General features: G+C 40.7%; 21 protein-coding genes. 17 read left to right on the top strand and 4 right to left on the bottom strand.

The annotated features are described in order from the left end of the window. Positions 1-19 precede the first annotated feature (19 nt). From rpsD to rplQ, 3 genes are all read left to right on the top strand, one after another. Entirely contained in the window at positions 20-661 is a 642-nt protein-coding gene (gene rpsD / locus VLA57_RS05020; RefSeq protein WP_011512865.1) for a 30S ribosomal protein S4, read from the top strand. A gap of 81 nt (positions 662-742) precedes the next feature. Beyond that, positions 743-1750 (top strand): DNA-directed RNA polymerase subunit alpha, encoded by a 1008-nt coding sequence (locus VLA57_RS05015; protein ID WP_011279808.1) that lies wholly within the window; start codon positions 743-745, stop codon positions 1748-1750. A 19-nt stretch (positions 1751-1769) separates the two neighbouring features. Then, positions 1770-2129: a 50S ribosomal protein L17 gene (gene rplQ / locus VLA57_RS05010; protein ID WP_011279809.1), complete on the top strand. Its 360-nt coding sequence runs from the start codon at positions 1770-1772 to the stop codon at positions 2127-2129. Between the two features lie 121 nt (positions 2130-2250). Here the strand turns inward: rplQ and VLA57_RS05005 are convergent, their stop codons facing one another. Then, positions 2251-2868, bottom strand: a complete 618-nt coding sequence (locus tag VLA57_RS05005) for an L-threonylcarbamoyladenylate synthase (protein WP_333954481.1) — start codon at positions 2866-2868, stop codon at positions 2251-2253. Positions 2869-3114: 246 nt separating this feature from the next. After that, the gene (locus VLA57_RS12560) at positions 3115-3912 is read right to left on the bottom strand and encodes an elongation factor P hydroxylase (RefSeq protein ID WP_442968863.1); all 798 of its coding nucleotides are present in this window, start codon (positions 3910-3912) and stop codon (positions 3115-3117) included. A 174-nt stretch (positions 3913-4086) separates the two neighbouring features. On the opposite strand from VLA57_RS12560, the gene VLA57_RS04995 reads away from it, so the two are divergent. The 6 genes from VLA57_RS04995 to lysM all read left to right on the top strand — a co-directional run bounded on the left by VLA57_RS04995 (position 4087) and on the right by lysM (position 8710). Continuing rightward, positions 4087-4680 carry a YceD family protein gene (locus VLA57_RS04995; RefSeq protein ID WP_133105428.1) on the top strand — a complete coding sequence of 198 codons (594 nt, stop codon included), beginning with the start codon at positions 4087-4089 and terminating at the stop codon, positions 4678-4680. A 321-nt stretch (positions 4681-5001) separates the two neighbouring features. Continuing rightward, entirely contained in the window at positions 5002-5184 is a 183-nt protein-coding gene (gene rpmF, locus VLA57_RS04990) for a 50S ribosomal protein L32 (protein WP_011512869.1), read from the top strand. 490 nt (positions 5185-5674) lie between these two features. After that, entirely contained in the window at positions 5675-6643 is a 969-nt protein-coding gene (fabD, locus tag VLA57_RS04985) for an ACP S-malonyltransferase (RefSeq protein ID WP_149409900.1), read from the top strand. Then, positions 6634-7368 (top strand): 3-oxoacyl-ACP reductase FabG, encoded by a 735-nt coding sequence (fabG, locus tag VLA57_RS04980; RefSeq protein ID WP_226939375.1) that lies wholly within the window; start codon positions 6634-6636, stop codon positions 7366-7368. Before fabD ends, fabG begins: the two co-directional genes overlap by 10 nt. A 313-nt stretch (positions 7369-7681) precedes the next feature. Then, the gene (acpP, locus tag VLA57_RS04975; protein WP_011279816.1) at positions 7682-7918 is read left to right on the top strand and encodes an acyl carrier protein; all 237 of its coding nucleotides are present in this window, start codon (positions 7682-7684) and stop codon (positions 7916-7918) included. 285 nt (positions 7919-8203) lie between these two features. Next, positions 8204-8710 (top strand): peptidoglycan-binding protein LysM, encoded by a 507-nt coding sequence (gene lysM / locus VLA57_RS04970; RefSeq protein WP_011512872.1) that lies wholly within the window; start codon positions 8204-8206, stop codon positions 8708-8710. Between the two features lie 134 nt (positions 8711-8844). Here lysM and queG read toward each other — a convergent pair whose 3' ends face one another. Then, positions 8845-10062, bottom strand: coding sequence for a tRNA epoxyqueuosine(34) reductase QueG (gene queG / locus VLA57_RS04965; RefSeq protein ID WP_333954480.1), 1218 nt, complete (start codon positions 10060-10062; stop codon positions 8845-8847). A 218-nt stretch (positions 10063-10280) separates the two neighbouring features. On the opposite strand from queG, the gene VLA57_RS04960 reads away from it, so the two are divergent. Beyond that, entirely contained in the window at positions 10281-12035 is a 1755-nt protein-coding gene (locus VLA57_RS04960; RefSeq protein ID WP_333954479.1) for an NAD(P)H-hydrate dehydratase, read from the top strand. Positions 12036-12083: 48 nt separating this feature from the next. On the opposite strand, the gene VLA57_RS04955 is transcribed toward VLA57_RS04960, so the two are convergent. Then, complete coding sequence (locus VLA57_RS04955) at positions 12084-12572, bottom strand: DUF4124 domain-containing protein (RefSeq protein WP_149492933.1); 489 nt, start codon at positions 12570-12572, stop codon at positions 12084-12086. 889 nt (positions 12573-13461) lie between these two features. On the opposite strand from VLA57_RS04955, the gene VLA57_RS04950 reads away from it, so the two are divergent. From VLA57_RS04950 to VLA57_RS04920, 7 genes are all read left to right on the top strand, one after another. After that, positions 13462-15174, top strand: coding sequence for an acetolactate synthase 3 large subunit (locus VLA57_RS04950; protein ID WP_333954791.1), 1713 nt, complete (start codon positions 13462-13464; stop codon positions 15172-15174). Next, on the top strand, positions 15174-15671 hold the full coding sequence (gene ilvN / locus VLA57_RS04945; protein WP_011512877.1) for an acetolactate synthase small subunit: 498 nt from the start codon (positions 15174-15176) through the stop codon (positions 15669-15671). Before VLA57_RS04950 ends, ilvN begins: the two co-directional genes overlap by 1 nt. A 152-nt stretch (positions 15672-15823) precedes the next feature. After that, the gene (gene ilvC / locus VLA57_RS04940; protein ID WP_201530687.1) at positions 15824-16840 is read left to right on the top strand and encodes a ketol-acid reductoisomerase; all 1017 of its coding nucleotides are present in this window, start codon (positions 15824-15826) and stop codon (positions 16838-16840) included. A gap of 271 nt (positions 16841-17111) precedes the next feature. After that, positions 17112-17537 carry a hypothetical protein gene (locus tag VLA57_RS04935; RefSeq protein WP_333954478.1) on the top strand — a complete coding sequence of 142 codons (426 nt, stop codon included), beginning with the start codon at positions 17112-17114 and terminating at the stop codon, positions 17535-17537. Positions 17538-17914: 377 nt separating this feature from the next. Then, positions 17915-18127: a cold-shock protein gene (locus VLA57_RS04930; RefSeq protein WP_010196799.1), complete on the top strand. Its 213-nt coding sequence runs from the start codon at positions 17915-17917 to the stop codon at positions 18125-18127. A 589-nt stretch (positions 18128-18716) separates the two neighbouring features. Further along, the gene (locus tag VLA57_RS04925) at positions 18717-19466 is read left to right on the top strand and encodes an electron transfer flavoprotein subunit beta/FixA family protein (protein ID WP_333954477.1); all 750 of its coding nucleotides are present in this window, start codon (positions 18717-18719) and stop codon (positions 19464-19466) included. Between the two features lie 131 nt (positions 19467-19597). Continuing rightward, the gene (locus VLA57_RS04920) at positions 19598-20530 is read left to right on the top strand and encodes an electron transfer flavoprotein subunit alpha/FixB family protein (protein ID WP_333954476.1); all 933 of its coding nucleotides are present in this window, start codon (positions 19598-19600) and stop codon (positions 20528-20530) included. The last annotated feature ends 89 nt before the right edge of the window (positions 20531-20619 follow it).

Below are 20619 nucleotides of genomic sequence, written 5' to 3'. Positions count from 1 at the left end.
GCTTATAGGAGACATAACAATGGCCCGTTATATTGGACCAAAACTCAAATTATCACGTCGTGAAGGCACTGACTTAGGTCTTAAGTCTGGTGTTAAACCATACGACGTAAAAACGAAAAAATCGGCTCGTCCACCTGGTCAACATGGTGTTAGCCGTAACAAAAGCTCAGAGTACTCTCTACAGTTACGTGAAAAACAAAAAGTTAAGCGTATCTACGGTGTATTAGAGCGTCAGTTTGCAAACTACTACAAAGAAGCTGCTCGTAAGCGTGGCGCTACTGGTGAAAACTTGTTAGCAATGCTTGAGAGTCGTCTTGATAACGTAGTATATCGTATGGGCTTTGGCTCTACGCGCGCTGAAGCACGTCAGCTAGTTAGCCATCGTACTGTTATGGTGAAAAAAGCTGGCCGTGATGAGTTTATTCGTGTGAATATTCCATCAATTCAGTTGCAAGATGGTGATGTCATCGCTATCCAAGAGAAGTCTCGCGAGCAATTACGTATTAAAAACGCAATTGAGCTGGCTACCCAACGTGGTATTCCAGAATGGCTAGATGTTGATCACAGCAAGCTACAGGGCACGTTCAAAAAAGCGCCTGATCGTATTGATCTACCTGCTGAAATCAACGAAAGCTTAATCGTTGAGCTATACTCTAAGTAAGTAACGTACTGCTCGATGCTGTTCACATGGCATTGAGCAATTAACGTTAATTAAACCAGTTTAATAAATCGAGGTGACATCATGATGCTAAATGCAACTGAGTTTCTAACGCCGAACGCCATCAACGTGGATACGGTTAATGAAACGATTGCGAAAGTCACGCTCGAACCGTTAGAACGCGGCTTTGGGCATACCTTGGGTAATGCCTTACGTCGCATCTTGTTATCTTCATTACCTGGTGCTGCAGTCATTGAAGCTGAGATTGATGGTGTTGACCATGAATACTCAACGCTTGAAGGACTACAAGAAGATGTGCTTGATTTGCTTTTGAACTTAAAAGGCTTAGCAATCACCCTTCATGACCAAAATGAAGTATTTTTGACCTTGGATAAACAAGGTCCAGGCACTATTACTGCTGCAGACATCACGTTACCGCACAATGTGGACATCATCAATCCAGAATTGGTATTGGGTACATTGAGTGATCGTGGTCATCTAAAGATGCGTTTGCGCGTAGTAATGGGTCGTGGATATGAGCCAGCAAACCAGCGCCGTGAAGATGGTGATACTAAAGCGATTGGACGCTTAAAACTTGATGCAAGTTTTAGTCCTGTGCTTCGTGTTGCTTATCAGGTTGAGAACGCACGTGTAGAACAACGTACCGATCTTGATCGTCTTATCATTGAGCTTGAAACAAATGGCACTATAGATCCAGAAGAAGCAATTCGTAAAGCAGCCACTATATTACAACAACAGATTTCTATCTTTGTTGACCTAGAAGCTGAAGAAGCGCCTGAGCCTGTGAAAGAAAAAGAAGAGGTTGATCCGGTGCTATTACGCCCTGTGGACGATCTTGAACTAACGGTTCGCTCAGCCAACTGCTTAAAAGCTGAAAACATTTACTATATCGGTGATTTGGTACAGCGTTCAGAGACTGAACTTCTAAAAACCCCAAATCTTGGTAAGAAATCATTGACAGAAATCAAAGACGTACTAGCGTCTAAAGATTTGGAGCTTGGTATGCGCCTAGATAACTGGCCACCAGCTGATTTACGTGTTGATGATCGCTTTTCTTATCGTAGCCGTTAAACTTTAAGGATTTTTGACTATGCGCCATCGTAAGAGTGGAGTCAAGCTGGGTCGTACCGGCAGTCATCGTAAGGCAATGTTTCAGAACATGACCAACTCATTATTTGAGCATGAACTGATCAAAACAACTTTACCAAAAGCAAAAGAGTTACGTCGCGTTGCTGAGCCATTGATCACTATGGCTAAAGAAGACAGCGTTGCTAACCGTCGCTTGGCATTTAGCCGTATGCGTAGCAAAGCTATGGTAGGCAAATTATTTGGTACTCTTGGTCCTCGTTACCAAGCTCGTCCAGGTGGTTATTTGCGTATCGTAAAATGTGGTTACCGTGATGGTGACAATGCGCCTATGGCTTATGTAGAATTGGTTGATCGCGACTAATTTTATAATAACCAAAATATGTACATAAAAAAGCTCCAATTCAATTGGAGCTTTTTTTCGTTTAAATTTTTGTATGATCGTTAGGGAAGTGCATATTTAAACACTTACAGTATGTCTATATCTACAGCAATGAGCTTACATCAGCAGCACCTTGCCGAATGATTTCTGGCTGGCTACTGGTCATATCGACGATGGTCGTGAGTTTGGTGGTTTTAATGCCAGCATTAATGAGCCCATCTATCTGATTGCCTAATAATTCTTCGATCTCGAAAGGGTCATCTAATATATCATCATGATTCGGTAGTATTAATGAGCTGGTCAAAATAGGTTCATCCATCGCTTCTAATAAAGCTTGGGCAATAGCATTACTTGGAACACGAATACCAATGGTTTTTTTCTTTGCATGTGCCAGCTTCTTAGGGACATCTTTGGTGGCGTTTAAAATAAAGGTAATCGGTGCTGGCGTATGCGCTTTGAGCTGTTTAAATTGTACATTGTCTACTGCAGCGTAATTAGCAATCTCACTTAGATCACGGCAAAGTAGGGTGAATTGATGTTTATCATCAAGTGCGCGTATTTGTTTTAGTTTCTCTAAGGCATCTTTTGCGCCCAAGCGACAGCCGAAAGCGTAACTGGTATCAGTCGGGTAAATAATCAATTGATCTTTACGTAATAAATCTGCTACTTGCTCAATCAGCCGTGGCTGTGGATTTTCTGGATGAATATAAAATACTTGCATAATAATTCCTTATTTTATAATTATTAGAATTTGGTTATTGGGCAGATGGTAATGATAGAAATTTGTTTAAGATGAACTTTGCTTTTTGTACTAAAGATTAAAATACGGCTTTATTAGGTAGTATAGCGTAAAGTAAATATAAGTTTATGGGCAAGGCGTTAACGTGAGTATAAAATCGTTAACAATAGCCAGTCGTGTAATGAGTTTTGATGACAATAATAAAAAATCTTATATTGTAGGTTTTAGCTAAGATACGGCGCAGATAGTGAGTAAGGCTTGTAGCAAGGTTTTAGCATCTGATGGTAGGGTATCTGGTTTAGTAATATATGTTTGAACTTGTTGATAAACATCTTGAGCAAAAGTACTACCACTGGTATCAAAATCTGCAAATAAATTGTCTTGTGATACTTGAAAAGGTCGTCCACAAGCTAACGTAAACAAACACTCTATAGCTTGTGGCTTAACCTCAACACGTTCAAATGCCTGCTGCTGAGCCGCTGAGCGTCCGTCAGGTGTATACCAGTAGCCAAAGTCAGGTAGTTGTCTACGTCGTTCACCCGCCATACAAAAATGGCTGATTTCATGCAATGCACTAGCAAAAAATCCATGAGCAAACTCAATTCTTGCGGGTTGATTGCTCTGGGCAGGAAAGTATTCGGGCTCGCCAGTGCTACGAACCAAGATAACCTGTTTGCTGATAAATAAATGATTAAATAGATTAATAAGCCAATCGGTCAGTGCTTGCTCAATACTTTCAAACGATAATTCATTTTGTAAATTAAGATCGGTTAAACTGTTTTGAATAAATTCGCATACTTTGATAGGCTCAATGATGTCTTTAGCAGAATGAATCAAATAGTTATTAGCCAAATATTGCCACTGTAATGACAGTCTTTTTAATGAGGCATCTGCCTCAAGATTGATACTGTGTTCAGTAGGATTTGTTTTCTGACTTTGCAATTCATTCAAACGGTGTAATAAATTTTTGGCATCAATAGTAGATAATAAATTGGAAAAATCAGGAGAAACGGTAGGCGATATCATAAATAAAACTTTAACCAAGTAAAGGATGATAGAGCAGGATGTCCCATCTCTTTAGGTAAACAATGACAAGGAAATTGCCAAAAAATATTAACATACTAGCGCTAGCGCAACAGGGCGCTTTCCGTTAGTATGGCAGGCAATATTATACACCGTTTTTGATCAATGAGGCCGCGTATGTCAAGCACCCAAGATAACAAGCCGTCAGCGCTTCATGCTAGTAAAGTACAAGTGCCTACGTCAACCAGCATGCCTGATAACATTTCTTTAAATAAGTGGGAAGACACTGGCTTTGAATGGGCAGGTGAAGAAGCTCCCCACTCTTTTGAGCGTCTTGCGACTATTTTAGCTAGTGAACATGAACAATCAAATATTGTGCTAAATACCACTCTGTATCGTCGTAACAATGTACTGCATTTGGCTTTCACATTGACTGGTGAAGTCTGGCTGACTTGCCAGCGCTGTCTGCAACCGATTGCTATTGATTTGAGTGATGAGTATGATATTGCGCTTCTTGATAATGAAAGCCAAATACGCCTAGTTAATGAAGAGCAAGATTATTTATTGTTAGACGAAATTGTCACTGAGCAATCGCCAGAGCGACTATTACCATTCAAAAAATTGGTAGAAGATGAAATTTTGCTCAAAACGCCAATGGCGCCAAAGCATGATGACTGTGAAATGAGTGTTGAGCAGTTTGGTGAAATACCTGAAGAAGAAGAAACTGAAAATCCTTTTGCTGCTTTAGCATCTTTGAAAGGTAACTTATAACGCTATAAACGGCATTTATAAAAGATATGTTCTATTATATTTTTGCCAGCTTTATGCAGAAGAGTGAAAAGCAGGGCTTTATTAATCCGTTAAACATGCGTATAATGTCCCGTTTATTGCATTCTAGCAATCTGCCATTGGCAGAGAGAAGCTAACCTTGCAGACTAACTATAGATTTTAGACGTAATCAACACTTTAATACGTGGCAATCTATTTAACTAATGATGCGTAAGACTTAGGTTGTTGTGATTATATAGCCTCTGTCAGTGTCGATTAAAGCTGAATTTCAAGCTTATCCCTTTTAAGTATAGGAGCTATATCATGGCCGTTCAAAAAAGTCGTAAAAGTCGTTCACGTCGTGACATGCGCCGTTCACATCATCGTATGGAAATCGCTGAAATAAGCGTTGATGCTACTACTGGTGAAAAACATCGTCGTCATCACATGACCAAAGATGGTTTTTATCGTGGTCGTCAGTTGTTTAAAGTAAGTCAAGACGCTTAATTTATTGTTATTTGATGGCTGCTAAAGATGATGGTTTTTATGACTGTCGATGTTCTTTATCAGGCTATTATTCAGCAATTGGTTTGAGCTAATGAAAGCCAAGTTATTTCGCTATCATATATTATGTGGCTAGATAACTTGGCTTTTTGCTATGGGTTTTTTAGTAATAGTATTAATTATTAGTTTTTAGTACTGTTTATTGACTGTTAGCTGTTGACGGCTGTTTTAACGCATCAGTTATGAAGAATTAGCTATTTTAGCTATCTAGTATAAGTCCCACCAAAGGATTTATCGAAGCGAGACAAACAATTAACTTTTTAGCAGCTTTGTTAATTACCGATGTCAGTGTATAGTTTCATAAGAGTATGCTGTCTTAAAGGACTAGTGACAGTAACGGCTCTATAAAATTAATATCCTATTATAGTCTTTAACTCTACGATTAGCCCCATTCACGCTAGGGGTGTTTCCAATCAAATAAGGAATATTGGTTATGGGCTCTGTACCCGATATGATAAAAAAACAACCTACCCGTATTGCAATACTGTTTCCTGGGCAAGGCTCACAAGTCGTCGGTATGACAAGCGAGCTTGCTGATACCTATCCTGAAATTCTTGAAACCTTTACTGAAGCAAGTGCGGCATTAGGCGAAGATTTGTGGGCAATCTGTCAAGATGAAGAAAAACTTAATCAAACGCAATATACACAGCCTGCCTTATTGACCGCTAGTATCGCTATTTGGCGCATCTTACAACAAAAAATAAAGGATAAGCCTTGTTACCTAGCTGGTCATTCCCTTGGCGAATATAGCGCCCTTTGCGCAGCTAATGTGCTGTCACTTGCTGATGCCGTGAAACTGGTACATAAGCGTGGTCAATTGATGCAAGACGCTGTAGTGGGTATTGATACGGCTATGGCAGCAGTACTAGGTTTGGAAGATCACCGAGTCGAAAATCTGTGTGAGCAAGCAACCGAGCATGTAGATGATGCGATTGTTGGCGCAGCAAATTTTAATAGCCCAGGGCAAGTGGTGGTTTCTGGTAATGCTGCAGGCGTTAATGCAGTCATTGATAAAGTACAAAATACAGGCAAAAAAGCCATTCCATTAAAGGTAAGTGTGCCGTCACATTGCGCTTTGATGGAGCCGGCTAGTAAAGCGTTGGCAGCAGAGCTTGCTGCCATTAAGTTTGATCAAGCAACGATTCCTGTGATTCAAAATCGTCATGCACGTGTTGAAACCAGTGCGGCAGGTATCAAAGAGGCATTAACTGAACAATTAAGTCAGCCAGTACTGTGGTCAAAAACCATGCAAGAGCTGGCAGATAAACAAATTAACATTTTAATTGAGTGTGGTAGTGGTAACGTCTTGAGTAATTTGGCGAAGCGCCAAGCGCATCCAATTATGAGCTATCCGACTGACAAGCCCGCTCGTCTAGATAAATTGCTGGAGGTATTATCATGAGCCGTACGATCACATTAGTCACAGGCGCAAGCCGCGGTATCGGCAAAGCCGTCGCAAAACGCTTTGCTAAAGAAGGACATTTTGTCATTGGGACAGCCACCACCGAAAAAGGGGCTGCACAGATTGATGACTATCTAAACGATAGTGGCGGTATTGGTCGTGTTTTAGATGTACGCGATACTGCACAGATTGACAAGCTGTTTGAAGAGATAGAAAGCGTTTATGGTGCTGTTCAAGTATTGGTAAATAATGCTGGTATCACTCAAGATGGCTTATTGATGCGTATGAAAGATGAAGATTGGGACAATGTGATAGATACCAATCTAACTTCTGTCTATCGTATGAGCAAACGTGCTATCCGCGGTATGATGAAAGCACGCCGTGGTCGTATTATCAATATTACCTCTGTGGTTGCTCAAATGGGCAATGCCGGTCAATCTAACTATGCGGCGACTAAAGCTGGCGTAGAGGGTTTTAGCCGTACGCTAGCGCGCGAAATTGGCTCACGTCAAGTAACCATTAACTGCGTCGCGCCAGGTTTGATTGAAACAGATATGACTGATGAGCTCGATGAGCGTTTATTGAACTCGATGTTAGATGCTGTACCTATCAGCCGTTTGGGTCAACCAGAAGATATCGCTGCTGCTGTACTGTTTTTAGCCAGTGATGAAGCCAGTTATATCACAGGTGCTGTTTTGCCGGTCAATGGCGGCATGTATATGTAGCAGTTTGCTATCAAATTTTCCTACATGCGATAGCAATTAGTGCTGAATCCCAAGCGTTACATACTTATAATAAAAAACTGTGTGAACGAGTGTAAACTATAATAAAGGGTGCTATAATGTCGAATACTTTTAAGTCAAAGCCATGTATGATAGCAAGGCTTTACTAAATATTAGTACAGAATGTATAACTTGTTATAGTACACTCAGATGGCTATATGGATCTGAAAATCCCATTTATATACAATGCTATAGTAGCTAAACCATGCGACTATAGTAGTTTGTCAAAATAATAGATCAAAAAGGAGAAATCTACATGAGTAATGATACCGAGCAAAGAGTTAAAGCTGCCGTAGCTGAGCAACTAGGTATGAATGTTGAAGACATCAACAATGATGCTTCATTTATGGAAGACCTAGGCGCTGATTCATTGGATTTAGTTGAGTTGGTTATGTCATTTGAAAGCGATTTTGGCATCACGATTCCTGACGAAGATTCAGCAGAATTAACGACTGTTCAAAAAGCAATCGACTACGTACAAGCACAGCTATAATTAGCGACTTGCTCAATAGGTTCGATATGACCGCTTATCTTAATAGATAGGCGGTTTTTTTATGTTAGTCATTTCTCTTTATTATTACACTTATAACAACTGATTTAATATTAGCGTTAACATTGGCTACGCCAAATCAACATTACTCAACATACTCTTACTGTTTATCGCTCATGCCTTTGCTTATACTCATAATGGTAAGCAAAAAAGGGTGATAACCGATATGCGTTATCATCGAAACAACAATGATGCATAATAATTAATAATATTTTAAGGAGCAGTTATATGGGTATGTTCAGTTTTGCAAAAGACATTGGTGATAAAATCTTTAATCGTGATGACGCCAAGCATGACGCTAAAGTAGAAACTAAAGCAGACGCTAATACACCAGTACAGAGTACTGAGCCTTCAGCGCAATCAGTAGCCAATATTTTACTTCGTCGTATTCAGCAGCAAAATCTAAATATTAGTGATTTAAAGATTAAGTATAATGGGTCAACCGATACTGCAGAAATTAGCGGTAAAGCTAAGACTCAAGCTGATCGAGAAAAAGCCATTATTGCCATCGGCAATGTACAAAACGTGGCTAAAGTCATTGATAATATCGATATTGAAGAGCAGTCACCTGAGTCGACTATGTACACTGTAAAATCTGGTGATAGCTTATCTAAAATTGCAAAAGATGTTTATGGTTCAACTGGCGATTATATGAAGATATTTGAAGCCAATAAGCCGATGTTGTCTGACCCAGACAAGATTTATCCTGGTCAAGTACTACGTATTCCTAAATAGTTATCATTTTTTAAGTCATTATAAGTATCGAAACACTCATAGTATTTTGGATACTTAGAATATGGCTGAATAAAAACACCTCAAAATATGAGGTGTTTTTTTATGTATAAAATATAGAGTTAAAAATTAGGCTTCTAATTATTAATAAATAAGATATCCAATTTATGACGCTGTTCGGCGATCGCCCAATCTATATGTTCGTCAAGCATCGTGTTATGTAGCCCCAGTTTTGCTTGTAATGCTTTGATGGTTTCTTGATTAGCGGTGGCATTGCCAAGACCGATAGCGATATTACGCAGAAAATTCACATAACCGGTGCGTCTAAGTGGGCTACCTTCGGTCTTTTTCATAAACTCTGCTTCTTGCCATTGCCACAATTCAAGCAAACTGCTGCTATCAAGGCGATGCCTTGGCGCAAAATCCTCTACGGGCGTCAGATTGGCGTAACGGTTCCATGGGCAAATTAGCTGACAATCATCACAGCCAAAGATACGATTGCCGATCGCGCGGCGGTATTTTTTATCAATAACACCGTCATGTTCAATCGTAAGATAAGAGATGCAGGCTGAGGCATTAAGCTCATAAGGGGCGACAATGGCTTGAGTGGGACAGATATCGATACAGGCGCTGCAACTGCCGCAATGCTCTTTAACTGGCTCATCGTCAGGTAGTTCAAGGCTCATAAACAGCTCTCCGAGCACAAAGAACGAGCCGGCTTGTTTGTTTATGAGTAATGTATGCTTGCCTGTCCAGCCAAGACCTGCAGCATCGGCGATCGGTCGCTCAAAGATAGGAGCTGAGTCACTAAAAGGTCTAAAAATAAAATCTGTGTCAGCGCCAATATCTAGATGTTGCCATTCAGGAAGCATCGCCTCGATTTTTAACGCCAATTGCTTTAGCCGACTACGCATGATTTTATGATAGTCGCGCCCTCTCGCATAACGCGCAATGATACCTTGGTTAGGATAATCATTGTCAGTCACAGCGCGCGGTATTGGAGTTTGAGTGAGATAATCCATACGCACACTAATAATGGTTTTTGCGCCTTCTACCAGTTGCTCAGGGTGCGCACGCAGATGATGATTGCTGTGCATAAACTGTAATTGTGCTTCATAGCCTTTGGCCAACCACTGCTTCAACTGTTCAGTCTGCTTAACGAACAGAGGGTGATGTACCGATAAAAAGCCGCAATCTGCAAACCCTAACGATTGCGCTGTCTCTTTAATCCAGTGTTTAATATCTGCTGTAGTAGTAAAATCATGCGTATTATTGATAGCAATCTTTTTAGCAGAGACGCTAGTAGGTATTGATGGCATCTGCGTTTGAGAGTTTGTTTGAGATTTATTACTCATGTCTGACGATCAATGATAATGTGAATATGGATATGATAAGCCAGTGAGCGAAGAGCGCAAGTATCAAAGTGAATAAATCCATATAAATATAGATTTATATGTATTTGCTGCTATTGACTTTAAGGTCAATAGCAGCAAATACATACATCAATTTTGGTTTGTACTGATAATAAGTCAGAAGCTTAGCCAAATCTTATAAGAATAATCGAGGGTTAGTCATGCCAACGTCAAATGAATTGTCATCGAAAACTACCATGCCTGTCGCTCTATATAGCAGCAAGCAGCTCTATGCGATGGAACAAGCATGGTTTGCACAAGGCAATAACAGCTTTGCTCTAATGCAACAAGCGGCTTGGCAAATGGTGAAGCATATCGAGATACTTTATGAAAAAAAATGTTTGAATGAGCAATTAGCAAAGCAGTGCATTGCCTCTCGTCCTGTTAATCGTCCGTGCCGTGTCAGTGTTTGGGTCGGAAAAGGTAATAATGGTGGCGATGGGTGGCTTGTTGCGTATTATTTACAGCAGAGAGGCTGGCAAGTACAAGTCATTACGGTTGGCTTTGAGAAACAAGATTTTGTTATAAAAGATAATATAGAAAGTTTTAATGAAGATGATAAAAATCCAATTGCTGATGCGACAAAGGCGTTACAGCTGGCACTATCTGCTGATTGTAAATATCGATGCTTTGAAAATATCGATGATAGAAGCATGAGCGCTTTGCCGGCGGATGTTTATATCGATGCGATATTTGGTATTGGATTCAATCGTGCAGCGAGCGATATTTATCAGCAAGCAATTTGCGCTTTTAACGAAGCAGCAGAGCATGTTAAAGCATTGGTCATCGCGGTTGATGTCCCAAGTGGCTTGGTTGCCTCTACTGGTCAGGTATTTGAGCGTGTTGCGATAGCCGCAGATGTGACCTTATGCCTGATCGCACGTAAATTTGGTCTGCATACCAAAGACGGGCTCGATTATAGCGGCGCCGTGATTGATATACCGCTGATACCCCATCTAGCAAATGATAACGCGCTTATTCCTATCGCCACCCTTATTCATTCGCCTTATCGATTAAAGCCACGCAGAAAAAACAGCCATAAAGGCAGCTATGGGCATGTATTAATCATTGGCGGCAATCGTATTGATAACTCACAAGGCATGGGCGGAGCAGCCATATTATCGGCATCGAGCGCGATGGCGACGGGTGCTGGTAAAATAACAGTTGCCTGCCATAAGGCTTACCATGGGGCGTTATTAACCTCGCTACCAGATGCAATGAGCATGGATTTGCATGATACCCAAGGAGTAAAACGCCTAATTAAAGAGGCCAGTGTGATTGCTATTGGTATGGGTCTGGGGCGTGATGAAAAAGCAAAATTGCTATTTACTGAATATCTGCAGGCTGCGGTAGCTGAAGGTAAGCCCATAATCATCGATGCCGATGGTCTTTATCATTTGGCTTCATTGCATCGGGAAAACCATATGCTGATAGCCGAGCTAAAAACACATAGTAAGAATTATCAAGTGTGTTTAACACCACATAGTGGGGAAGCTGCTAGATTATTAAATAAAAAGGTAAATGAGATAGAAAATGATAGATTGGCTGCAATAACGGAGTGTGCAGCAATTTATGGCGGTGATTGGGTGTTAAAGGGAGCAGGGTCATTAATTCTGGAGCAGCAATCAGCGCATGTTTATGTGTGCGGTGTGGGCAATGCTGGCATGGCGACCGCTGGTATGGGTGATGTACTTGCAGGTGTCATTAGTGGACTATGGGCACAGGATGATTTAAAACATGAACTATGCAGTTTGCACCAAGCAGTCATTATCCATGGATTAGCAGGCGATGTTTTAGTCAACCAGACGAACAGTAACGATGATAATTTATTATTGGTAGGGCAGCGAGGTCTGCAAGCTCAAGATATGCCAGCAGCTATCCGTCATGTGATGCATCTCATAATAGATAGCCTTTAACGATTTAATGTCACCTTAGCTAAATGTGTTTAAACACCAAATTGAAGATTAGCCACAATACTGGGTAATGGCTTGTTGAACACGTTCACGCTTAAGCTCAATCTCACGACCATCTAGATATTGACGTTTGCCAGTGGCATCCATCTCATAAATACGTCCGCCCACATTTAGATTGGTTAAATTATTGCGTAACGATTGACAACGCTGGGCATTCGCTTGGGCTTCTTGCTCTTTGATGCGTGCTTCTAATTGGGCAACGCGCTGTTCTTCTGCGCTTTGCGGCGCACTTTGATTGGCTTCGGTTTTACCTGCCAGCTGTCCAGCATTGCTCTGTCTACCGTCACTACGAAACTCGATAACTTCGATATTCCTACCATTTTGCGGCGCATATTGGCTGTATTTGACTTCGCCATGTGCGCCAATAGATTTGTATACCTGAATGGCATGAGTGGCGCTCATTGGTAGCATGAACATACACGCAGTGCTGACACTGATAAGTAGTTTGGTAGCAGTGCTTATCGTAGACGCTTGTGCCATAGTAACAGCCCTCTTAATGGGTAAAAAATACAGCTATCGTTCAGTTAAGCATAAGGGTTAATAGAATCGATAACAATATAAATACATAATGGCTTGATTCTAGCAAATAATACTTATGAATGTACATTGTTTAATAACCAATAGTTGGGGATAGGGTTTAGAAGTTTTTCTTGACAATAGCTCACAAACCATCGAATATAATAGCAGTTGATTGGTCAGTGAGCGGCTTTTATGATATTGCCGTGGCACTTGAAAATAAGGACTACGGGTTGCTTATCGGTAGCTTGCTTAGCCTTATTATCTTTGTGACAATGATATAAAATAAATAGCGCTTGTAATAATGCTATTCAAATCTATATTTATTGTCTCCGGACTTATCTGTCTACAATGACTAAGATAAACTTATTATTACTGTGTCTCGTAAGATTTTGCTGTTGTAAAAATAGAGTGTCATGTGTGTTTTTAACATCTCCTCATCAAACAGGTTATAAGATTTCGTAATCATATAACATGATATAAGCTATAAAATATAAGCTTTGAGATTTGTTCTATCATTCTGTATCCTTCTATTTGTCATTAGCGCAACCTTGTATGCACTACAAATAATAAGCTTCTTTTATAGATGCACTCGCATCTTGTCACTGTATATCGATAAAACTCTGTCGCAAAGCTGACCTTAAATATATTGCTATGTTTGAGTAATATGCTGTCCTATAACACAGCGTAACTTAGACGTAGCGGGCACATATTCTTGCCACAAAAAAAGGTGACGACAGTGACGCAAACCACGCAAAGTCCGAATATGACTGGACATACCCAAACGGGTCATGCTGCCAAGAATTTCCCTGAAAAGCAGCAACGCCTTGCCGAAGGAAGCAATGAGCCTGTCATGCTATCTGGCGCTGAGATGTTGGTGCAAGCACTAACGGATGAGGGCGTCAGATACATTTTTGGTTATCCAGGCGGTGCGGTCCTTCATATCTATGACGCCTTATTTCAACAAGACCATGTTGAGCATATTCTGGTACGTCATGAACAAGCCGCAGGTCACATGGCAGATGCTTATTCACGAGTAACTGGCAACACGGGTGTGGTGCTAGCGACTTCAGGTCCTGGTGCGACCAATACAGTGACAGCTATTGCCACTGCTTTTATGGATTCTGTACCGATGGTGATCATCGCAGGTCAGGTGCCTAGCAGTCTGATCGGTGAAGATGCTTTCCAAGAAACCGATATGATTGGTGTGTCACGCCCAATCGTGAAGCATAGCTTTCAAGTGCGCCATGCTAGCGAAATCCCAATGATTGTCAAAAAAGCCTTTTATATTGCCCAGTCTGGACGTCCGGGTCCTGTTGTCATCGATGTGCCAAAAGACATGACTGCGCCTAGCGAAAAATTTGCTTATGAATATCCAAAAGAGGTATTTATACGCTCATATCAGCCGTCATTAAAAGGTCATAGTGGTCAAATCAAAAAGGCGGTTGAAACCTTACTTGCGGCTAAGCGCCCGATTATTTACTCTGGTGGCGGTGTAGTTTTAGGTAATGCCTATAAAGAATTAACGGCGCTTGCTCATCGTTTAAACCTACCAGTCACCAATACCTTAATGGGTTTGGGTGCTTTCCCTGGCTCTGATGAGCAGTTCTTGGGTATGCTTGGTATGCATGGCACTTATGAAGCCAATATGACCATGCATCATTCTGACGTTATATTGGCAGTTGGGGCACGCTTTGATGATCGCGTGACCAATAACGTCAAAAAATTCTGTCCAAATGCGACGATTATTCATATTGATATTGACCCGACGTCTATCTCAAAAACGATCTTTGCTCATATTCCTATCGTTGGCGATGTGAAATCAGTGCTTACTGACATGATAGACATTATTGGCGAAGATAAAGAGTTAGACCAACCGGCGTTGTTGGATTGGTGGTCACAGATTAATGAGTGGCGCAAGCGTCATGGTTTGCGCTATGACACCAGTACCGATAATGGTATTAAGCCACAAGCGGTCGTTCAAGCTTTAGATAAAGTGACTAATAGTAATGCGATTATCACGAGTGACGTGGGTCAACATCAGATGTTTGCCGCGCTTTACTATACCTATAATGAGCCACGTCAATGGCTGAACTCAGGTGGTCTTGGTACTATGGGCGTTGGCTTGCCGTATGCGATGGCAGCCAAACTTGCTAATCCTGAGCGTGATGTGGTTTGTATTACTGGCGAAGGCTCTATTCAGATGAATATCCAAGAACTGTCTACCTGTTTGCAGTATGATTTGCCAGTTAAAATCCTAAACTTGAATAATGCACAGTTGGGTATGGTAAAACAGTGGCAAGACATGCTGTATGAAGGTCGTCACGCACATTCTTACATGAATTCTTTACCAGACTTTGTCAAGCTTGCTGAAAGCTATGGTCACGTCGGTATCAAGATTACTGATCCTGCGACCATGGAAGCACAATTGGCTGAAGCCATGGCAATAAAAGACAGGTTGGTATTTATCGATGTTTACGTCGATCGTAATGAGCATGTATATCCGATGCAAATCGCTGGGCAAACGATGCGTGATATGTGGTTAACAAAAGGGGAGCGTACCTAATGCAACAACAACATCTGATTTCGGTATTGATGGAAAACGAAGCGGGTTCGTTGTCGCGTTTAGTCGGCTTGTTCTCACAACGTGGCTACAATATCGAAACGCTAAACGTCGCCCCTACTGATGATCCAAGTATTTCACGTCTGACAGTAACGACAATCACGTCACCTGAAAAGATAGAACAAATCACCAAGCAATTGCATAAATTGATCGAAGTGGTTAAAGTGCTTAATCTCTCAGATACCGTACACGTCGAACGTGAGCTGATGCTAATAAAAGTACGTGCGACGGGCGGTGTACGTGAAGAGATCAAACGCAGTGCCGATATTTTTCGTGCACAGATCGTTGACGTCAATGCCAACTTATATACGATTCAAATCGTCGGCGATAAAGCTAAGCTCGATGGTTTTATTGATGTTATTGGTCGCGAACGTATCATGGAAGTAGTGCGTTCAGGCGTCATTGGTATTGCTCGTGGTGACAAAACGCTAAGCCTATAATCAGCGTTTATGATCTTCAAAATATAGTATTTCAAACTTATTTATTCAACATCAACATAGCGCTTATCTCACCAATCACTTCGATAAGGTGACTATAATTTAAGTGTTTATTTATCCATGGTACGCCATGATTTAGGAAAAGGACTCTGTTTATGAACGTTTATTATGATAAAGATTGTGATCTATCAATCGTACAAGGTAAAAAAGTTGCCATTATTGGTTATGGTTCACAAGGTCATGCGCACGCGCTTAACCTACAAGATTCAAACGTCGATGTGACGGTTGGTCTACGTGCTAACTCTGGCTCATGGAAGAAAGCAGAAAATGCTGGCTTAAAAGTTGCTGAAGTAGAAGAGGCGGTAAAAGCTGCTGACATCATCATGATTTTGACGCCTGATGAATTCCAAAAAGAGCTTTATAATGACGTGATTGAGCCAAACATCAAGCAGGGCGCGACACTAGCCTTTGCTCATGGTTTTGCGATTCATTACAACCAAGTCGTTCCACGTAGCGATCTTGATGTCATCATGGTGGCACCAAAAGCACCAGGTCATACCGTTCGTTCAGAATTCGCCAAAGGCGGTGGTATCCCAGATCTTATCGCTATCTATCAAGATGCGTCAGGTCAAGCCAAGCAATTAGCATTATCTTATGCTGCTGGTGTTGGTGGTGGACGTTCAGGTATTATCGAAACGACCTTTAAAGATGAAACTGAAACTGACCTATTTGGTGAGCAAGCGGTTCTTTGTGGTGGCGCAGTAGAGCTAGTAAAAATGGGCTTTGAAACCTTAACTGAAGCTGGCTATGCACCAGAAATGGCTTACTTTGAGTGCTTACATGAGCTAAAGCTTATTGTCGACTTGATGTATGAAGGCGGTATCGCTGACATGAACTACTCAATCAGTAATAACGCTGAATATGGCGAATATGTGACTGGTCCTGAAGTCATTAATGAGCAATCACGTGAAGCCATGCGTAATGCGCTAAAACGCATCCAATCTGGCGAATACGCAAAAATGTTCATCAGTGAAGGCGCAACCAACTATCCATCAATGACGGCTCGTCGTCGTAACAATGCAGAGCATCAAATCGAAATCACGGGCGCTAAGCTACGTGGTATGATGCCTTGGATCGGCGGCAATAAAATCATCGATAAAGACAAAAACTAATTTGCTATTGAGTAATTATTAAAAAAATAGTCTAAAAAAGCCCATGTTATCAGTGATAGCATGGGCTTCTTATTTTTAGTAGGCGATGTTTTATAAAGTATTTTTATCATCGCCAGTCTGTGCTGGTTGAAAATCTGACTTCACTGCCTAATATAGGCAAGCATTATCATATCTATTAACGGCTTACTCGGTTAAATAGGTGTCGCTATTTTTATTCTTGCAATATAAATGCCAAGGATTCTTTTATTCTATAGATTACAGGTTGTCTGTTGTGCAAATATCTTATCCTGATTGGCTAACACCGCAATTCATATACGTTACTCTGAGCGCTGTCGTTGCTGTTTTGATTTGGATCGAAGGGGAAATGCTCAAAAAAACCGGCGGCAAACTACCTAACTCTAAGTTCTTTCAAATCAGCTCAATTCTAGATACCTCATGGTTTTTCATCTCAGTAGTGATGCTATATACGACTGATTTGACACCACTAGCCGTTGCTGTACCAGCGGCTTACGGTCTTTATACGACCTTTGGCTGGATCTATGGCGCACGTTTATTGAAGCGTAAAGGCATTCCTGACTCTCCGAAAGACTTGGTCATACCTGCTAAATATATCGCTTATAGTCAGTCATTTTCGCTGATATTTTTTGCGCTATGTTTATTGGTATTGAGCTCACCGTGGTTGCCGATTGCTGTATAGTTTGCTTTTAATAAAGTAGCAAATATAATTCCTATCACTGGGATTTGTCGAAAGCGATATCTAAGTCCATAGTAAATCTCGAAAGGTAAATGGTAAAAAAACATTCTATATCAAAGTATTAAGTCTCAAATAATTAATAGTAACAATTATTTAAAATTGACTTGAATAGGTTACAAAAATCATCAATTTAAGCTGTTGCGCTTAAAAAAAGCTGTTATAATCAGCTTGTACCCAAAGGATTTCGGGTAAAAATATTAAGGTCTCTATTAGAGGTTTCAATGATTTTACCCACGCATTCTGCAAGAAAAACTTAGGTATATATCAATTAATCGGTGATGACACACGTCTCGCCAACAGTTAAAGAGTTAGGAAAATTTATGTCAGATAAAGTTGAAGGCACTGTAAAGTGGTTTAATGAAGCTAAAGGTTTTGGTTTTATCGCGCAAGACAACGGCGGACAAGACGTATTCGCTCACTACAGCGCTATCCAAGGCGGTGGTTTCAAAACTCTAGCCGAAGGCCAAAAAGTGTCTTTCATCTTAGGTGATGGCAAGAAAGGCCCACAAGCTGAGCAAATCGAAGCTATCTAATCTCATTTGACATTGAGTAAGCTGTTCTTCAGCGCGCTTAATGACAGTAAGATTATCAATATGCATTGATGCCTTTGTTTGTTAAAACAATAAAAATACTGTTTAGACTTTAAAAAAGAGCAACCTCTGATCAGGTTGCTTTTTTTATGATCTTTTTTTGATTCAATTCTTATAATAACGAGATGGTATTGGTTTGTATTAACGGTTATAAATAACTTAGATAGCTTGTAAAAGTCAGAAAAGAATAAGAATAATGATAAGAAAATGGTGTGAATAGGCGCTTATAAACTGTTTATTGTAGAATGGTGACAAATTTATGACGCATTATTCACGGCGTTGTCTTGACCTTAAGGCTGAGCTCACGCAAGATACATAGGTCTGATAATAACGGTTGGCTTAGCTTTGGCAGATTTTATAGATAGAGAGTGTGATGCCAGTATATTGTTTATGGTCTGATATTTTTTATTACATTATAGATGCTGACGCAGCAATCAACCTTGAGTACTATTTCGAACGACGATTTTAAAAAAATGAACCTTTGGTTCTTAACTGGCAATTTTAATTCATAACATTAATAAACGAGGAACGTATGAAAGCATTAGTAGCGGTCAAGCGTGTCATTGATTACAACGTAAAAGTTCGTGTAAAAGCTGATAATTCTGGCGTAGATTTATCTAACACTAAAATGTCAATCAACCCTTTTGATGAAATTGCAGTAGAAGAAGCGGTTCGTCTTAAAGAAGCGGGTGTGATTGATGAAATCATCGTTGCCTCAATTGGTCCAAAAGAGTCACAAGAGCAGATTCGTGCCGCTTTAGCACTGGGTGCTGATCGTGGCATCTTGGTAGTAACTGATGCAAAACCTTATCCTCTACAAATCGCTAAAATCCTGAAAAATATCGCTGAATCTGAAGCTACCGATATTATTTTACTAGGTAAACAAGCGATTGATGATGATAATAACCAAACGGGTCAAATGCTAGCGGCATTGATGGGTATTGGTCAGGGTACATTTGCATCAGAAGTAAAGGTTGAAGGCGATAAAGTTAATGTAACGCGTGAAATCGATGGTGGTTTGCAAACGGTTGCGCTTGATTTGCCAGCGGTTATTACGACTGATTTACGTTTGAATGAGCCACGTTATGCAAAATTGCCTAACATCATGAAAGCAAAGAAAAAGCAGCTTGATGAAAAAACACCTGCTGATTTTGGTGTTGATATGGTATCTAAGCAAGAAATCATTAAAGTTGTACCACCTGCTGAGCGTAAAGCTGGTATCAAAGTGGGTTCAGTTGATGAGTTGGTCGATAAGCTAAGAAACGAAGCAAAAGTCATTTAATACTTTGCTAGTGCCTATCTACTGCAAAGCCATGACGTCCTAAATAAGTTTTATTGAACTTGGACATAATAGGGCTTTGTGTACCAACAACCTCATGAATAGATGATACGAATAAATAAAGGACAAAAAAAATGGCAATTTTGGTATATGCAGAACACGACAATGCCAGTCTAAAAAAGGCAACTTTGAATACGATCGCTGCTGCTCAGCAAATTGGCGGTGATATTCATGTATTGATCGCTGGTAGTGGTGCTCAAGCAGCAGCTGATGAAGCGGCAAAAGCAGCAGGCGTCAGCAAAGTATTGCTAGCAGACAACGCAGCTTATGAGCATCAACTGGCAGGTAACTTAGCGCTATTGGTCGCTGATATTGCTGGTGAGTACAGTCATATTCTTGCACCTGCTACAACAACTGGTAAAAATTTCTTACCACGCGTTGCCGCATTACTTGATGTGAGCATGTTATCAGAAATCTCTGCTGTGGTAGATGCACAAACGTTTGAGCGTCCTATCTATGCTGGTAATGCGACTGCAACGGTTAAAACGACAGAAGATAAAGTGGTATTAACCGTACGTACCACTGCTTTTGATCCAGTAGCAAGTGAAGGTGGTTCAGCCGCTGTTGAAACTCTTGAAAATGTGCAAGAGCTTGGCAAATCAAGCTTTGTTAACGAAGAAATGGCTAAGTCTGACCGTCCAGAATTGACGTCAGCCAGCATCGTGGTTTCTGGCGGTCGTGCCCTAGCAAATGGTGAAAACTTCACTAAATATATCGAACCATTGGCTGATAAACTTGGCGCTGCTGTTGGTGCATCACGTGCCGCTGTCGACGCAGGCTATGTACCAAACGATATGCAGGTTGGTCAAACGGGTAAAATCGTTGCACCAGACTTATATATCGCAGCTGGTATTTCAGGCGCTATTCAGCATTTAGCGGGTATGAAAGATTCTAAAGTCATCGTTGCTATCAATAATGACCCAGAATCACCTATCGCTAGCGTTGCCGATTACTTCTTAGAAGCTGATTTATTTGCAGCCTTACCTGAACTGACCAGTAAAATCTAAGTACTTGTTAGTGAAAGTGAAAGAAAAAACCCGCTATCATTGATTGCGGGTTTTTTTGTATTCAATTTAAAAATCGTCTTGCTGATTCA

It is taken from the genome of Psychrobacter sp. S4(2024), assembly GCF_036861305.1.
GTDB classification, from domain to species: Bacteria; Pseudomonadota; Gammaproteobacteria; order Pseudomonadales; family Moraxellaceae; genus Psychrobacter; species Psychrobacter cryohalolentis.
Note: the sequence above shows the minus strand (reverse complement) of the source record. Positions and strands in the feature narration are given on the sequence as shown.

Bases quoted from the DNA above. Each gene is read 5' to 3' on its own strand.
- rpsD (WP_011512865.1), top strand. From the start codon at position 20: ATGGCCCGTTATATTGGACCAAAACTCAAATTATCACGTCGTGAAGGC.
- VLA57_RS05015 (WP_011279808.1), top strand. From the start codon at position 743: ATGATGCTAAATGCAACTGAGTTTCTAACGCCGAACGCCATCAACGTG.
- rplQ (WP_011279809.1), top strand. From the start codon at position 1,770: ATGCGCCATCGTAAGAGTGGAGTCAAGCTGGGTCGTACCGGCAGTCAT.
- VLA57_RS05005 (WP_333954481.1), bottom strand. From the start codon at position 2,868: ATGCAAGTATTTTATATTCATCCAGAAAATCCACAGCCACGGCTGATT.
- VLA57_RS12560 (WP_442968863.1), bottom strand. From the start codon at position 3,912: ATGATATCGCCTACCGTTTCTCCTGATTTTTCCAATTTATTATCTACT.
- VLA57_RS04995 (WP_133105428.1), top strand. From the start codon at position 4,087: ATGTCAAGCACCCAAGATAACAAGCCGTCAGCGCTTCATGCTAGTAAA.
- rpmF (WP_011512869.1), top strand. From the start codon at position 5,002: ATGGCCGTTCAAAAAAGTCGTAAAAGTCGTTCACGTCGTGACATGCGC.
- fabD (WP_149409900.1), top strand. From the start codon at position 5,675: ATGGGCTCTGTACCCGATATGATAAAAAAACAACCTACCCGTATTGCA.
- acpP (WP_011279816.1), top strand. From the start codon at position 7,682: ATGAGTAATGATACCGAGCAAAGAGTTAAAGCTGCCGTAGCTGAGCAA.
- lysM (WP_011512872.1), top strand. From the start codon at position 8,204: ATGGGTATGTTCAGTTTTGCAAAAGACATTGGTGATAAAATCTTTAAT.
- queG (WP_333954480.1), bottom strand. From the start codon at position 10,062: ATGAGTAATAAATCTCAAACAAACTCTCAAACGCAGATGCCATCAATA.
- VLA57_RS04960 (WP_333954479.1), top strand. From the start codon at position 10,281: ATGCCAACGTCAAATGAATTGTCATCGAAAACTACCATGCCTGTCGCT.
- VLA57_RS04955 (WP_149492933.1), bottom strand. From the start codon at position 12,572: ATGGCACAAGCGTCTACGATAAGCACTGCTACCAAACTACTTATCAGT.
- VLA57_RS04950 (WP_333954791.1), top strand. From the start codon at position 13,462: ATGCTATCTGGCGCTGAGATGTTGGTGCAAGCACTAACGGATGAGGGC.
- ilvN (WP_011512877.1), top strand. From the start codon at position 15,174: ATGCAACAACAACATCTGATTTCGGTATTGATGGAAAACGAAGCGGGT.
- ilvC (WP_201530687.1), top strand. From the start codon at position 15,824: ATGAACGTTTATTATGATAAAGATTGTGATCTATCAATCGTACAAGGT.
- VLA57_RS04930 (WP_010196799.1), top strand. From the start codon at position 17,915: ATGTCAGATAAAGTTGAAGGCACTGTAAAGTGGTTTAATGAAGCTAAA.
- VLA57_RS04925 (WP_333954477.1), top strand. From the start codon at position 18,717: ATGAAAGCATTAGTAGCGGTCAAGCGTGTCATTGATTACAACGTAAAA.
- VLA57_RS04920 (WP_333954476.1), top strand. From the start codon at position 19,598: ATGGCAATTTTGGTATATGCAGAACACGACAATGCCAGTCTAAAAAAG.